The sequence below is a fragment of the Paenibacillus sp. FSL R5-0701 genome, assembly GCF_037973995.1.
Taxonomy (GTDB): domain Bacteria; phylum Bacillota; class Bacilli; order Paenibacillales; family Paenibacillaceae; genus Paenibacillus.
On record NZ_CP150230.1, the window covers coordinates 855,654 to 869,173 of the forward strand.

Below are 13,520 nucleotides of genomic sequence, written 5' to 3' on the forward strand. Positions count from 1 at the left end.
CTCTTTAACCTTACATATCAGAAAGCTAGTGGCTCATGAGTGGAATGGTTATATCAATAGAAAATAAGTGAGGTAAATATGGGGAAAAACCAAAAAAATAATAATCAAAACAACTTTAGGGGAAAAGTAAACTTTCATGGGCCGGCACAAATTGCTGCTGGAGATATAAATAATCATTATGTACCAAATACCAATAATCAAGAGGCTAATTATACGCCTGAACCAGTATGGCGAAGCCCATTTACTTTGGCTATTTTAACGTGGATTAGCTTTGTTATAACAGTTGGTGGATTGATTCCTATTGTTGTTAAAATGGTGAAAAATAGTTTAGATATTTTCAATGGAGAATTGAAGCCAGTAGTAGGGTTTGAATTTTCAATATATTTAATGGCATTTGTAATTCTGATTATCTTACTTGTGATACTTCTTAGTCTTAGAAGAATTGCTAAAACCGAAACGAGGCATCCCTTATTTTTCAATTTTGCAATTAATGGATACGATAATAGGTTGACATTGGAAAAAATACATTCGCACAAATGTCCTAAATGTGGTGGGGAGATGAAATATTATAATAAACCAGTGGAATGGATAAATAGACCCAACAATGATGGCAGTATTAAGCGCAAAGTTACAAAAAAGGTTCCTGCATTAGAGTGTAAGCGAAATCCAAATGAGCATTGGTATAAGGTTGACCCTGCAGAAGATATGTTGTAATTCTGTAGTTGGGTTAGGTAATCAACATTGTAAAATACAAGATTGAAAAGAGCATATTACGAAACAGAGGAAACCCGGATTGAGTATAGATCAATCCGTTTTTTCTGTTTCCCTTGACTGTTCTATGTTCCATTAATCTACGGCGAAATGTACGACTGCACTATATAACATTTTGTTGCGAAAAGGGTCAAACGTCACTTGATGCTGAACTTGCTTCACCCGCAACATTAGCGCTTTGTTCATTCCGATTCGTTCTTCAATGGCTCGTTCCAATTCACGGAAGTCATAAGCCTGCAAGCATTCGACTTTGTCTCTGATCATATCAAGTGAAATTTCCATATATCATTCAGGCCTCCTTAAAATCTCGATATTTGCAGGTTAAAAGCCTGTCGAGCTTCATTTTAGAGGAGCTTTTCCAGTTCGGCAAGAGCAATCGGGCTGAAAATCTAATAAAGACGTGATAAAATCGGGAAAGGGCAATTTTGAGATCATCGAACTTTCAATAATTTGAAGATCTAATGGAAGTAATAACAGATGCTGCTGTTTGAAGGAAGTTCATTTGCATGGTATAAGTGAAGAAGCTAGGACACCATAAAGTGAATTGCAACGAAAAACGAATGATCATGTAAATGATAGCAAGCAGATGTATGAGTTACGTGTTTTATTATGTTTACTATTAATGAGGATAAAGACTGTCCTGGAATGTATAGAGGAGCTTTTGGAGATGACAAAGGAAAACTTTTGGCGTGAATTGCCACGACCATTTTTTATACTGGCACCCATGGAAGATGTGACGGATGTTGTGTTTCGGCATGTCGTAGGTGAGGCGGGCAGACCGGATGTGTTTTTTACGGAGTTTGCGAATACAGAGAGTTATTGTCACCCGGAGGGGCACCATAGTGTGCGCGGGCGTCTGACGTTTACAGCGGATGAACAGCCGATTGTGGCTCATATCTGGGGAGATAAACCGGAATTCTTTCGTGAGATGAGTATCGGTATGGCGAAAGAAGGCTTTAAAGGCATCGATATCAATATGGGTTGTCCGGTAGCGAATGTAGCTGAGAATGGAAAAGGAAGTGGATTGATCTGCCGGCCAGCCCTTGCGGCAGAGATCATTCAGGCGGCGAAAGCCGGGGGGCTGCCGGTCAGTGTAAAAACGCGTCTTGGATTTACTGAGGTCGACGAATGGCGCGACTGGTTGACCCATATTTTGCAACAGGACATCGTGAATCTGTCCATTCACTTGCGTACGAGAGAAGAAATGAGCAAAGTAGATGCTCACTGGGAATTGATTCCTGAGATTAAGAAGCTTCGTGATGAGATAGCTCCTAATACACTGCTGACGATTAACGGGGATATTCCTGACCGTGAGACAGGCCTTAGACTCGTGGAGCAATATGGCGTGGATGGTATTATGATTGGACGTGGTATCTTCCAGAATCCGTTTGCTTTTGAGAAGGAGCCGAAGGAACACAGCAGCACGGAATTGCTTGATTTGCTACGGCTGCATTTGGATCTCCATGATCAATATTCCGAGCTTGACCCACGTTCGTTCAGCCCGCTGGCCCGTTTTTTCAAAATCTATGTTCGTGGCTTCCGCGGTGCTAGTGAGCTGAGAAACAGCTTGATGAACGCCAAAACCACTTCTAAAGTACGCGAACTGCTCATTGATTTTGAAAGTAATGAACAGGTGGAGTAGAGTAAGACGTAATCATGGATACGGAGTATGATTCAGGTAGATTTAATAGCAAAAAAGAAGCGGTAACTCTTCCGCTTCTTTTTTTTGCTTTGCTGTTTAACGCGTATACGCAGGCTTCTCCATAGCGACCGGTTGAGGATTGGCAAGCACCCATAACACAGCCAACTCGGATAACCTTGCAGGCGCATCAAAATCGTATCCATTGTGAAGTCTGCTGACCAAGTCTGCTGCCTCTTGGAGCAGGGCCGGGGCGAGTGGCGTACCAGAGCCCAGGTGACGAATCAGTGCATCCAGCATCTTACGATACTCCGCGTCCCAGTTTCCACCGCCATTATCCAATACTTCATGAGACACACGTCCTGTGATGCGGATGACCTCTCCCTGCACCGTTTGAGCGTGACCTTGGGCCGGAATGAGATATTCCCACAGCTCTTGGTGCTGTTTGGTCCAAGTGGTTGCCTTTACCTGAATGGGGGTGGTCCCATCGTGCATGACCCGATTCTCTACCGTTTCGACATCAAATAACTGGTACAGTTTGATCAGTGCGTCTGAAACCTCATCGACCTTGTCCTTATTAAACTTCTCACGGACGAATTCAAAATCCTTACCGATCCGCTTCACCGATTCTTTCATATCGGGGGTGACCGATGCTCCGGCATCCAGCAGAATTGCGGCAATCTCTGCCAGACTGACTATATCGCTATTCCTGCAATTGGCTAACCCCTTAGCTAATGGCGTATTTCCCTGTTTATTTTCTACGTTAATAGTAGCGCCTTGGTTTACCAACTCTTGAACCACTTTGGTTCGATACCCATTGACCGCTGCATGTAACGGAGTTTCATTTTGGTAATCCACAGCGTCCAGATCCGCACCTAATTCAAGGAACAGGGGTACATTTCCTGACCAGTGTGAGGCATGGGCATGTAAAGGTGTGCGTTGATATTTGTCACGTGCATTAATATCTGCCCCTTGCTCTACCAGCCAGCGGACCAATTCATCCGATATTTGACGAAAGCTGAGGGTCGTACCTTTGCTGTAGCCCCCTCGGGCATCGCATTCGCATTGCTCGAAAACCTCTTTTACGGTAGCGATATCATTATCTTTAACGAGTTTTTCCATATGAGCAGGTAAGGTTGCTTTCTTCGTAGCCATTACACTCTTCCTCTCCTTTGTGAATAACAACGTGTGTTCCAATGGTAGGCTATGACGATTTAATAGTAAGTAGATAATTTTCTGCAATTTTATCACATAGGGAAATTTAAAACCAATAACTGGGTTTCTTCCATCGTCAATTTGGTTTGCTATGTTATAATTTAGATGAATGTTGATACTGGAGACGGATTGAAAAATATTTGAAATGATCGCCGCAAATCGTGCGGTAGGCTTTTGATAATAGGAGGATTTATGTCCTGGAGCAAATTGAAGCAACAACTGGAGAGTTTTCTTAGTCCTGCGTTAGTTGGAAGTGTGGAGTACCGTGCTACCAGCTATCGCTATTCACCTGATAAATCAGGCAATTGTTATATTACTGTAGATAAAAAGAATGTACTCAACATGAACGATACAACAACCCCAATCCGATGGTATGAGACAGAGCAGGAGATCAAGAGCGACCCGGAGATCATGATTCCTGTGAGCGATGAAGAGATTGAAGCTATTCGAAAAGATTCCAAAGGACCCATTCCTGAGGATCGTCTTCAAGTCATGGCAAGAAGTAGAAAAATCTCCGTGCATGCCAAAGAGCTTTTGCTGGCTCAGACCGCACTCAGTAAATCAAATTTTACCGTTGCAGCTACGACGTATTTATCCACTTCTATAGAGGATAATCTGGAGAGCAAGGATATCTTGTTTAATATTCTGGCTTTAATGGACAGACGAGTTGGCAAAAAGCGAATTCTGAACATGTCGGAGCAGGTCAAATTAAAGCATCCAGCGGTACAATATTTTTATGAACTGCGTCGTCGTACGTTGTGAGATTGAATAACTTTTGATATAGCTTTTAACTATAACCAGTTATGGTTTTTAAGTATCCCTTCTAACTGCTCTCAGCGTGATATGATCATTGTATACAACGAGGGGGTTTTTTACATGACTGATAAGTTCCAGATCGTAGGAAGTTTATTGCGGCCGGATGAGCTGCTGAAATATAAAACGCAAATTGAACATAATGATGATATCCAATATCCGTTCTATGAAAACTACGAAGGATATGAGAAGTGTGAGACCGAGGCAATCAAACAAGTTGTCGCAAAGGAAATCGAACATAACTTGTCCGTGGTTACCGATGGCGAATTCTCCAAATCGATGTGGCATCTGGACTTTGTATGGGGATTTGGCGGAGTGAAGCGTTACATCGCGGATCATGGCTATTTTTTCAGAGATGTGGACGGAACTTCGAAGTATGAAACACGCAAAGATATTGGACTGCGCATCACTGATAAATTGAGTGGAAAGAACCATCATTTCATTCAACTGTTCCAACAACTGCAAGACACGGCTGGCGAGCAACAAACGAAACTTTGCGTACCGTCTCCTTCCCATATCTTCGGTGAGCTTTCCTGGTCGGATAACATTGGTGGAACGGATGCTGTATATCAAAACATACAGGAGCTCAAAGAGGGTCTTGTGATCGCGTATAAGGAATTCGTGGAGGAATTCGCTGCAGTGGGCGGCAAAATTCTGCAATTCGATGATTGCTTATGGGAACTGTTTGCAGACGACAACCCGAACTCACCGTTTACAGGGGAAAATATTAATCAAGATGAAGTAAAGGGTCTCGCTACCGAATTTATTGATATTAATAATACCGTGATTGACTTCGGACATAGCCTGGGCTTGAAAATGTGGACACATAACTGCCGCGGCAATTATGATTCCCGCAACATGGGTGGTGGATCGTATGCCAAAATTGCGAATCTGTTCCTGAAGCAATTGAAGTATGACCGTTTCTTCCTGGAGTGGGATGATGATCGTGCGGGTTCAATTGAAGCGTTGGAAGTGTTCAAAGACAGACCTGAAACGGAAATTGTACTGGGTCTGTTGTCATCCAAAACGAGTACACTCGATGATGAAGCGCGCGTTGTTCGTTTGCTGGACGAAGCATCCAAAATCATCGATAAGGATCGGCTGTTGTTGTCTCACCAATGCGGCTTTGCATCTTGTGATGGCGGTAACGAATTAAGCGAAGCTCAGCAATGGGCGAAGATTGATCAAGGCCAGAAGATTGCAAAGCAATATTGGGGCAGCACCGTCTAGAATTTAAGCTGAATGTATTGTGACCTTATAAAATCAATAGTGTTCTGTGCAATAATGAAACGGCGACTTTTCCTCTGGAATCTATCCAGGGAGAAGCCGCCGTATTTGTTGTGGAACGTACGTATACGTATAGGTACGTTCTCATTTCTATAATTTTTTTAAACTAATGATGAGGCATAGGTATGTCATTCTTTATTTCTGTGATTCACGCTGTGCCAGCCATTCCTTTTTCAACAAAGCATACTGATACGTATTCTCGTATTTCGGTGTGCCGTCCTCATTTTTGACAAATGAAATGAACTCCAAAAAAAGACCTTCCCGGCGCATGCCCAGCTTCTCACACAGTTTCTGAGAACGGAAGTTATCATCCTCGACATAGGCGTACAGTCTTCTTATTCCCTGTTCCATAAAGAGGTGCTCAATGAAAGCATTGGCGCTCTCACTGGCGTACCCTTTCCCTTCAAATCTGCCATTAAAATTCCAACCTATACTATACGTATCTGAATTCGAATCCTTATCCGTATCGGCATCCCGATCTTCCCTCATACCAAACAGCTCACCGATCAACTCGTTACTGTCTTTCAGGCAAACCGCGATGTGGGAATCGTCACTGCTTCTTTTTGCGACCTCTGCCGCAGCGTCTTCCAACGTTGAAATTCGTTGATCCATAAAACAATTTACTCTGGGATTTGCTGTGTATTCCAACAGTCCGGCTGCGTCCGTTAAGGTGAAATTTCTCAGGATTAATCGATTGGTTTTAAGTATTTGCATAAGATGATATACCTCCGGTCTTCATATCAATAGATTGGCTTTGTTCATGTTGTATCTCTTTTTATTTTACGAGACTCCCTATTCGTACTATAACTGGGTATAGCCTTGGGTTTGGCTTTGGCTTTGGTACTGTCTGACCGGGAGAACAATCCCACCAATTTCTCCCTATAGATATAACCGAGTACAAACCCGATTACAGCGATAACAGAAATAATAATGGCGATTGTGTATTGTTGCATATGAATTGTGGACCCTACAACGGTAGATGCGATGATCCATGGCAGACGACCGACGATAAGGATCGTGAAGAACCTAAACGAACTAATCGATGTAAGTGCGGCGACAAATACAAGCATGTCTTTGGGTAAGCCGGGAATTACGAAAAAGATGAATAAAAAAGCGGAGAACTTCTTCTCATCATGAATTAACGACATCCACTTATTACTTTTCTTTTGCATTAGCCGTGAAATATAAGCGCGACCGATAAAACGAGTGAAATAAAAAGCAATCGCTGAGCCTATAATCAAACCTATTGTAGTATACAAGGACCCAAGTGTAACCCCATAGATATAACCGCCTGCAATCTGTACCACTTCTCCTGGAATGGGTGCAACCACGATCTGAAGAATCTGGAATAAAATAAACATGACCGGACCCCAATGGCCTGTTGAGTGAATATACGCTCTGAAGTTGTCCATGGAAGACATGATTTTAATAAGGGCAGGAGAATAATACACCAGTAGACCAATGGACAACATGATGAACAGACCCAACAATATGTTAATCATTACTTTTTTCGAAGTTTGTGGCATTCCTGACGACCCCTTTGTGTAATAACTTCTACATATTTACAGTATAAGACGAAATTATTAAGAGATACCTACATAACTTCTGAAGAATTCTTAAGTCGATTGTATTTGCTGGTAGTCGCTAATAGCGCATATTATACTGAAATTAGACGGAGGGATCAGATGAGCAAGAAAATTCTAATTGCTGATGATAACAGTGAAATTCGTGAAATTGTAAGGATTTTGTTAGAGAGTGAGAATTATGAAGTGATTGAAGCGATAGATGGTCAAGATGCGATTGATAAAGTGAACGAAGAGACGGATCTCATTATTTTGGATATGATGATGCCCAATAAATCGGGGCTGAAGGCGTGTCTGGAGATTCGTGAAAAAACAAGCGCACCGATCCTGTTTCTCACGGCGAAAACGCAGGATTCTGACAAACAATTGGCCTTTTCCTCAGGCAGTGATGACTTTTTGTCCAAACCCTTTTCCTATACAGAACTTGTTTCGCGGGTGAAGGCCTTACTGCGGAGGTATTATGTTTATCGGGGCAAGGAGAAGACCGAAGAACAGGACCAGATTATCGTTAAGGATCTTACCGTCCATCAGGATTCAAAAACCGTGTTTGTTGGAGAGAAGGAGATTGCTCTAACTGAAATTGAATACCAGATTTTGCTGCTGTTGGCTAAGAAGCGACGAAAGGTATTCTCGGCAGAAAATATATATGAGAGTGTTTGGGGGCAACCCTATTTTTATACGTGTAATAACACGGTCATGGTTCATATTCGTAATTTGAGAGGCAAACTGGAGGATGACCCGCAGAACCCTAAATATGTGAAGACCGTTTGGGGGAAGGGGTACAAAATTGAATAGATTATTAATCGGAAAAAAGCTGAAGATTAAACTGGTTCTGGCGGTTATCATTTCTTTGGTCATTTCCATAAGTGCACTCGTTATTTTACAAGTTGTTGGCGAGACTGTATTGGATAGTTATTTAAGCAAATCCACTTTTGTAGAGAACAGGCAGCAAGATGCGCTCGATCGATTCGAAGCATTTGTGGATAACCAGAACGTGTCAACCCGTGATCATGAGGAATTGTCTGCTTGGATAAGACATGAGCGCTACTTAAATCTGTATATTTTTGCAAAAGACAAATTGATATTTTCCTCCAACACGGAGATTGATCCTGCCATTAATGAAGAGTTGTTAACTCAATTCGTGCCATCAAAAATACCTATCACCACCATCCATTTTGCGGATCAGGATGCCCAGATATACTTGGTTAGCTTTTATGAGTATCAATATTACAACCTCATTCTGATTATTGGTGTTTTCATAGCGGCGATTGTGTTTATTGTTTCCTTTCTACTGATGATTAATAAGAAAACATCTTATATTGGCGTGCTTGAACAAGAGATCAAAATACTCGAAGGTGGAAATTTGGACTATTCAATTACGATATCGGGAAAGGATGAACTGTCATCTCTGGCCCAGAGTATTGATGAGATGAGGAAATCATTTGTGGAACGGCTGGGCAGCGAGGAGAGGGTCAGGATGGCCAACCGTGAATTGATCACGGCGATTTCCCATGATTTGCGAACGCCACTCACGATTCTATTAGGATATATGGATATCATAGAGCTTAACAAATATAAGACACATGAGGATCTGTTGCAGTATATTCATAATAGCCGGGAGAAGGCCTATCAGATCAAAGTGTTGTCGGACAAACTATTCGAATATTTTACGGTATCCTCTGCCGCTGAAGAAGAGGAAGTAGAATTTGAAATGTATGAGGGCAGAGCGCTTATCGATCAACTCATAGATGAGCAATTAGTGGTTTTGGACGATATAGATGTGCAGGTTCAGACAGATGCTCATCATGAGGAGTTTTTGCTGGAAATCAATCTGGTCGCCATGCGTCGCGTAATGGATAACATATTTTCAAATATTCGAAAATACGCCGATCCAGGGCATCCCGTTCATATCCAGGTTTCTTTGAAGCAACAATGGGTCATTCTTGCGGTGGAGAATAAGATTAAACATGTTGGCAAAAAGAATGATAGCAACGAAATCGGGCTTGTTAGTTGTCAGAAAATGATCCAGCAGCACAACGGGACGTTGACGGTGTCGCAGGAAAAAGATATCTTCTCATTACAGATTACGCTACCTGTCATCTTCAATAAACTAACACAGACTCATATATAATGGAGGGGAAAGAGGCGTTTTCATTATCGCGAGCAACAAAAACGAATCTCTTGGAATGATGTTGATGGTCTTCCGTGGGGTTTCTCTGGCTGTCTAATTTTGTTACCTTAGACTGCTGTAGTGGAGAAGCTTGCTAGATAGGCATAGGCGAAAGAACATCGCTCTACCATTCACACTATACAAAAAGAGCCATGCGACAGCATGGCTCTTACATATATCGCGAGAGGGCAAACCTCATGTTTTAAACAACAGGTGGATTCTGTTTCTTGAAATATTGTTCAATTAGAAATGCAAGCATCGGTCCGGGCTCAGCCTTCTGTAATTGAGCCTGATCGCCAAATTCCATGAGATACGGCTGTTCCGCAGTACAAGGAGTCCAATAAGGCATCAGCTTTCCGGTGGAGTCCGAGCCGTTTGGGTCACCTGTAGCAATAAAATTGGATAAATAATTACACATCTGGCGAGCCAGATCATAATGCTTGCCTGTGAAAGGCCGCCAGCATTTGGCGAGTGTTTCGAAGAAGAACCACAGATCAACGGAGTGAAAAGTGCCTGGCTGATCCCAGCCCGGAATCTCGGCGTCGAAGTTATAATAGTAGAGAGGCGTTTCAGACGGATGACCGCTGTTCGCGCGGATGGCGAGCAGAATGGCATGTTGGATCATGCGGACCGATGCTTGTTGCAGAGCATGTTCGATTTGGCCGGAATCAGCCTCACATAGCTGCAAAAAGGCAGGAGCATCCTCGCCAAACAGCTCCACAGCCATCTGCTTCAGTTCTTCCAGATTGGCTGCGGCGGGACGGGTCCAAAATTCGGAAGATGTATGCCCCAGCATTACGGGTATCGCCTCGCGCTCCTGCTGAACAAAACGAGTAAACGGATCGCCTGCGCAGAATTGTTCGTCGATGACGGTTCCCCAGAAGCTTTTGTATTCGAGTGCTTTGTCACGGAGATATTCAGCGTCCAGTTGTCTCGCCTCAGCCAGTGAAGCTACGCCCAGGAAGCCAAAAAATTCAACCCCTGCTTGCTCTGCATCCCTTAGTGTGGAACGGACAGAAGGCACTCGGACCTTCGGGTACAACTCGGTAGCTATACCGCTCATGATGACGGCTCGCTGGAACAAGCCTTTATTTTGCGGAGAGGTCATCTGGCTGAGTACACTTCCTCCGCCTGCCGACTGTCCGCCGATGGTGATCTGGTCTGGATCACCGCCAAAGGCGGCAATGTTGCGTTTGACCCACTGGGTACCTGCTTGCTGATCGAGATGCCCGAAGTTGGCGGGTGCATGGGGGGATTCGGCACTAATCTCAGGATGGCACAGGAAGCCAAAGGCATTCAGCCGATAATTAATCGTTACAACGACAATACCTCTGCGAGCGATTCGCTCGCCATCAAATTCCATTTCGGCCGTATGGCCGACTTGCAGGCCCCCGCCAAAATACCAGACAAAAACAGGCAACTTCTCGTCCATGCGCTTGGCGGGTGTCCAGACATTCAGATACAGACAATCCTCGTTCATAGGCAGGTCGGGATCAACGGCCCATTCGCGGGTATAGATATTGTTATCATCGATGACTGTTGGGGCTTGCATGGAGATGGGGGCAAAATCAAAAGCTTGCAGTACACCTTCCCAGTTCGACTGCGGCTGCGGAGCGCGCCAGCGGTTCTCACCTACAGGAGGTGCGGCAAAAGGAATTCCCTTGAAGCTGGTAATCCGCGGGTCCGCCGCGGGCAGTCCTTGCACTTGTCCATGTTCTACCGTAACCATTCTAAGCATACAACATTCTCCTCTCTGGATTTAGCGTGTAAGCGTTACCGGACATCTGATCAACGTGGCATTAGAAAGGGGGAATCAAGGTTGAATCCGATTTGGCATGAGAGCAGTAGGGCCAGTAATTTGTATTTTATCAGCGGTGGTCACAAGCCAGCTAACCCTCACCAGTGGGGGCCAGGCGTGCGTGACGTTTATGCGCTGCACTATATTATCCGCGGCCAAGGGACGCTGGAGACGGGCGGCCGCGTTTTTCGGCTCGTTACGGGGGAAAGCTTTATCATATTTCCGCAAAAGGAGATTTACTATTATCCAGACCCGCAAGATCCATGGGAGTACGTCTGGGTGGAATTTAGCGGTGAGGATGCCGGGCGGTTGCTGGGGCTGACACAGCTCTCAGAGGTACAACCCGTGGTGACGGTATCGCCGGAGACATTGCAGCCTTTTTTCCACCTTGCCTGGAACGCGGGTGCATCGTCCTATGAATTACTGCGGGCGGATGCACGTTTGCGTCTGCTGCTCTCCTACTATATGGAGCATTATCCGAAAGAGCCGCAGGTGGACGCCAAGGATTATGTCTGGCTGGCGAGAAAGTACATCGAGCAGAACTACTGGAAGCCGACATTGACCGTCACGGAGATCGTAAAGGCAGTTAATCTGGAGCGCAGTTATTTGTTTCGTCTCTTTAAGGCAGTAACCGGCAAGTCTGTTTTGGAGTATATTACATCCTGCCGTATCGGGCGCGCCTGTGAACTGCTGAAGATGTCGGGTCTACCGATTCAATCGGTAGCCTATTCTGTCGGCTATAATGACCCGTTATATTTTTCCAAAGTATTCAAGAAAGTAACTTCACACACGCCAACATCGTACATGATGCTGCACCGGACCAAGGCATAACGTTAACGGAACAGGGCGCAGTTCCCGGACTCTCGGAAATAACGAATCAGCTTCTCAATAGGCTCACGTCCACAGTTTAGCTTCACTCCTATACAATCGATGCACTGAAATTGCTGGGCAGAGCGCGAGATCAATTTGAGGTAGATGCCCACATCGTCTGAAGAGAGCGGAACCTGACAGGAGGTGCACAGGCGATGTTGGGCCATTTATTTCACCAGTTTGGCACGCACAATTAAACAATCATGTGCTGCGACAACGGGAGCGAAGCGTTCACGGAACACGCCAAGCTCTTGATGTTCCCAGCAGTCATACAGGGACAGCGCATAACCGGCAGCGTAAGGCAGACCCATATCCCAAAATTGCAATGATAATTCCCGCTGGCTGTCGCTCAGGTTGAAGAAGCCAATAGCCAGGTCACCATCTGTGAGCACCTTCACCAGCATAAATACATCGTCTGTGTGAAACCATTGCGGTTCTGGTTTAATGCGGTAAGCTCCGCGTGCTTCTACATCCTGATTGATAGCGATTAGGTCAGGATTCAGGAGAATATCCTTTGTAACCTGGTTAGCCTTACGCACGTCACATCCAATCATTAGCGGTGAACCCATCATGGACCAGAGTGAGAAGTGGGTTTTATATTCGACGTCGTTGCATCCGCCGATGCTGCCAATATAATCATTATTGCTTCCACCGTACATACCAACAATCAGCATATCCATGTCGTTATGGCAGAAGGAGCCGGTGTAGCTTTGTTTTCCCAATTGGGACAGGGCAAGTTCCTTCACTGAATCCCAATTGTCGCGGATATCGCCGGTGGAGCGGTACATATGAGCGCCCGATTCCCGAATCCAATCGTATACATCGTCGGCTCCCCAGTTGCAGGCGGAGAACAGGATATCGCGTCCGCAGTTTTTGAGCGCAAGGCTCATCCGTTTGTACAGCAGCTCTCCTGAGATATGGCGCGGCTTGAAGCAGTAATCATACTTCAAATAATCAACACCCCATTCGGCAAAAAGGGCAGCATCCTGGAATTCATGCTCGAAGCTGCCTGGATACCCGGCACATGTATGTGTACCCACGCATGAATACATGCCGAACTTTAGTCCTTTGCTATGGATATAATCAGAAAGCGCTCTCATTCCACTCGGGAATTTCTCCGGGTCAGCCACCAGATTGCCACTCGCATCACGTTCCTTCAGGCTCCAGCAATCATCAATGACAATGTACTCGTAGCCAGCAGCCAGATAACCTTCCGATACAAACACATCAGCGACATCCCGAATTAATTGTTCGTTAATATCCCACGTAAAGGTATTCCACGAATTCCAGCCCAGGGCAGGGGCAAAGCCTAACACTTGATTGTTGCTCATGCTCTCGCATCCTTCCTCATCTCGGTTTTGTTAACAACACTAA

At 44.7% G+C, this 13,520-nt stretch carries 13 protein-coding genes; 7 read left to right on the top strand and 6 right to left on the bottom strand.

The genetic code is table 11. The features are described from left to right. Positions 1-78: 78 nt before the first annotated feature. Positions 79-714, top strand: coding sequence for a hypothetical protein (locus tag MKZ13_RS03970; RefSeq protein WP_339181945.1), 636 nt, complete (start codon positions 79-81; stop codon positions 712-714). Positions 715-846: 132 nt separating this feature from the next. Here MKZ13_RS03970 and MKZ13_RS03975 read toward each other — a convergent pair whose 3' ends face one another. After that, positions 847-1,053, bottom strand: coding sequence for a DUF2536 family protein (locus tag MKZ13_RS03975; protein ID WP_339181947.1), 207 nt, complete (start codon positions 1,051-1,053; stop codon positions 847-849). 385 nt (positions 1,054-1,438) lie between these two features. Here MKZ13_RS03975 and MKZ13_RS03980 point away from each other — a divergent pair, with 385 nt between their 5' ends. After that, a complete protein-coding gene (locus tag MKZ13_RS03980; RefSeq protein WP_339181949.1) occupies positions 1,439-2,413 on the top strand; it encodes a tRNA-dihydrouridine synthase in 975 nt (324 codons plus the stop codon). Positions 2,414-2,509: 96 nt separating this feature from the next. Here MKZ13_RS03980 and MKZ13_RS03985 read toward each other — a convergent pair whose 3' ends face one another. Beyond that, positions 2,510-3,565, bottom strand: a complete 1,056-nt coding sequence (locus tag MKZ13_RS03985) for an ankyrin repeat domain-containing protein (RefSeq protein WP_339181952.1) — start codon at positions 3,563-3,565, stop codon at positions 2,510-2,512. Between the two features lie 252 nt (positions 3,566-3,817). On the opposite strand from MKZ13_RS03985, the gene MKZ13_RS03990 reads away from it, so the two are divergent. Next, positions 3,818-4,387: a hypothetical protein gene (locus MKZ13_RS03990; RefSeq protein WP_339181955.1), complete on the top strand. Its 570-nt coding sequence runs from the start codon at positions 3,818-3,820 to the stop codon at positions 4,385-4,387. 114 nt (positions 4,388-4,501) lie between these two features. Further along, complete coding sequence (locus tag MKZ13_RS03995) at positions 4,502-5,668, top strand: cobalamin-independent methionine synthase II family protein (protein ID WP_076253801.1); 1,167 nt, start codon at positions 4,502-4,504, stop codon at positions 5,666-5,668. Between the two features lie 192 nt (positions 5,669-5,860). Here MKZ13_RS03995 and MKZ13_RS04000 read toward each other — a convergent pair whose 3' ends face one another. Both MKZ13_RS04000 and MKZ13_RS04005 read right to left on the bottom strand, forming a co-directional pair. Then, complete coding sequence (locus MKZ13_RS04000; protein WP_339181958.1) at positions 5,861-6,439, bottom strand: GNAT family N-acetyltransferase; 579 nt, start codon at positions 6,437-6,439, stop codon at positions 5,861-5,863. Between the two features lie 44 nt (positions 6,440-6,483). Further along, on the bottom strand, positions 6,484-7,251 hold the full coding sequence (locus MKZ13_RS04005) for a TVP38/TMEM64 family protein (protein WP_339181960.1): 768 nt from the start codon (positions 7,249-7,251) through the stop codon (positions 6,484-6,486). A 159-nt stretch (positions 7,252-7,410) separates the two neighbouring features. Here MKZ13_RS04005 and MKZ13_RS04010 point away from each other — a divergent pair, with 159 nt between their 5' ends. Continuing rightward, complete coding sequence (locus MKZ13_RS04010) at positions 7,411-8,103, top strand: response regulator transcription factor (RefSeq protein ID WP_076253798.1); 693 nt, start codon at positions 7,411-7,413, stop codon at positions 8,101-8,103. Further along, positions 8,096-9,439, top strand: a complete 1,344-nt coding sequence (locus MKZ13_RS04015) for a HAMP domain-containing sensor histidine kinase (protein WP_339181964.1) — start codon at positions 8,096-8,098, stop codon at positions 9,437-9,439. The genes MKZ13_RS04010 and MKZ13_RS04015 overlap by 8 nt, the downstream gene beginning before the upstream one ends. A gap of 241 nt (positions 9,440-9,680) precedes the next feature. On the opposite strand, the gene MKZ13_RS04020 is transcribed toward MKZ13_RS04015, so the two are convergent. After that, positions 9,681-11,216, bottom strand: a complete 1,536-nt coding sequence (locus MKZ13_RS04020; RefSeq protein ID WP_339181966.1) for a carboxylesterase family protein — start codon at positions 11,214-11,216, stop codon at positions 9,681-9,683. Positions 11,217-11,297: 81 nt separating this feature from the next. Here MKZ13_RS04020 and MKZ13_RS04025 point away from each other — a divergent pair, with 81 nt between their 5' ends. Further along, positions 11,298-12,107 (top strand): AraC family transcriptional regulator, encoded by an 810-nt coding sequence (locus MKZ13_RS04025; RefSeq protein WP_339181969.1) that lies wholly within the window; start codon positions 11,298-11,300, stop codon positions 12,105-12,107. Between the two features lie 206 nt (positions 12,108-12,313). Here the strand turns inward: MKZ13_RS04025 and MKZ13_RS04030 are convergent, their stop codons facing one another. Next, the gene (locus MKZ13_RS04030; protein WP_339181972.1) at positions 12,314-13,477 is read right to left on the bottom strand and encodes a glycoside hydrolase family 27 protein; all 1,164 of its coding nucleotides are present in this window, start codon (positions 13,475-13,477) and stop codon (positions 12,314-12,316) included. Positions 13,478-13,520: the final 43 nt, after the last annotated feature.

Bases quoted from the DNA above. Each gene is read 5' to 3' on its own strand.
- MKZ13_RS03985 (WP_339181952.1), bottom strand. From the start codon at position 3,565: ATGGCTACGAAGAAAGCAACCTTACCTGCTCATATGGAAAAACTCGTT.
- MKZ13_RS03970 (WP_339181945.1), top strand. From the start codon at position 79: ATGGGGAAAAACCAAAAAAATAATAATCAAAACAACTTTAGGGGAAAA.
- MKZ13_RS03995 (WP_076253801.1), top strand. From the start codon at position 4,502: ATGACTGATAAGTTCCAGATCGTAGGAAGTTTATTGCGGCCGGATGAG.
- MKZ13_RS03980 (WP_339181949.1), top strand. From the start codon at position 1,439: ATGACAAAGGAAAACTTTTGGCGTGAATTGCCACGACCATTTTTTATA.
- MKZ13_RS04000 (WP_339181958.1), bottom strand. From the start codon at position 6,439: ATGCAAATACTTAAAACCAATCGATTAATCCTGAGAAATTTCACCTTA.
- MKZ13_RS04030 (WP_339181972.1), bottom strand. From the start codon at position 13,477: ATGAGCAACAATCAAGTGTTAGGCTTTGCCCCTGCCCTGGGCTGGAAT.
- MKZ13_RS04010 (WP_076253798.1), top strand. From the start codon at position 7,411: ATGAGCAAGAAAATTCTAATTGCTGATGATAACAGTGAAATTCGTGAA.
- MKZ13_RS03990 (WP_339181955.1), top strand. From the start codon at position 3,818: ATGTCCTGGAGCAAATTGAAGCAACAACTGGAGAGTTTTCTTAGTCCT.
- MKZ13_RS04020 (WP_339181966.1), bottom strand. From the start codon at position 11,216: ATGCTTAGAATGGTTACGGTAGAACATGGACAAGTGCAAGGACTGCCC.
- MKZ13_RS03975 (WP_339181947.1), bottom strand. From the start codon at position 1,053: ATGGAAATTTCACTTGATATGATCAGAGACAAAGTCGAATGCTTGCAG.
- MKZ13_RS04005 (WP_339181960.1), bottom strand. From the start codon at position 7,251: ATGCCACAAACTTCGAAAAAAGTAATGATTAACATATTGTTGGGTCTG.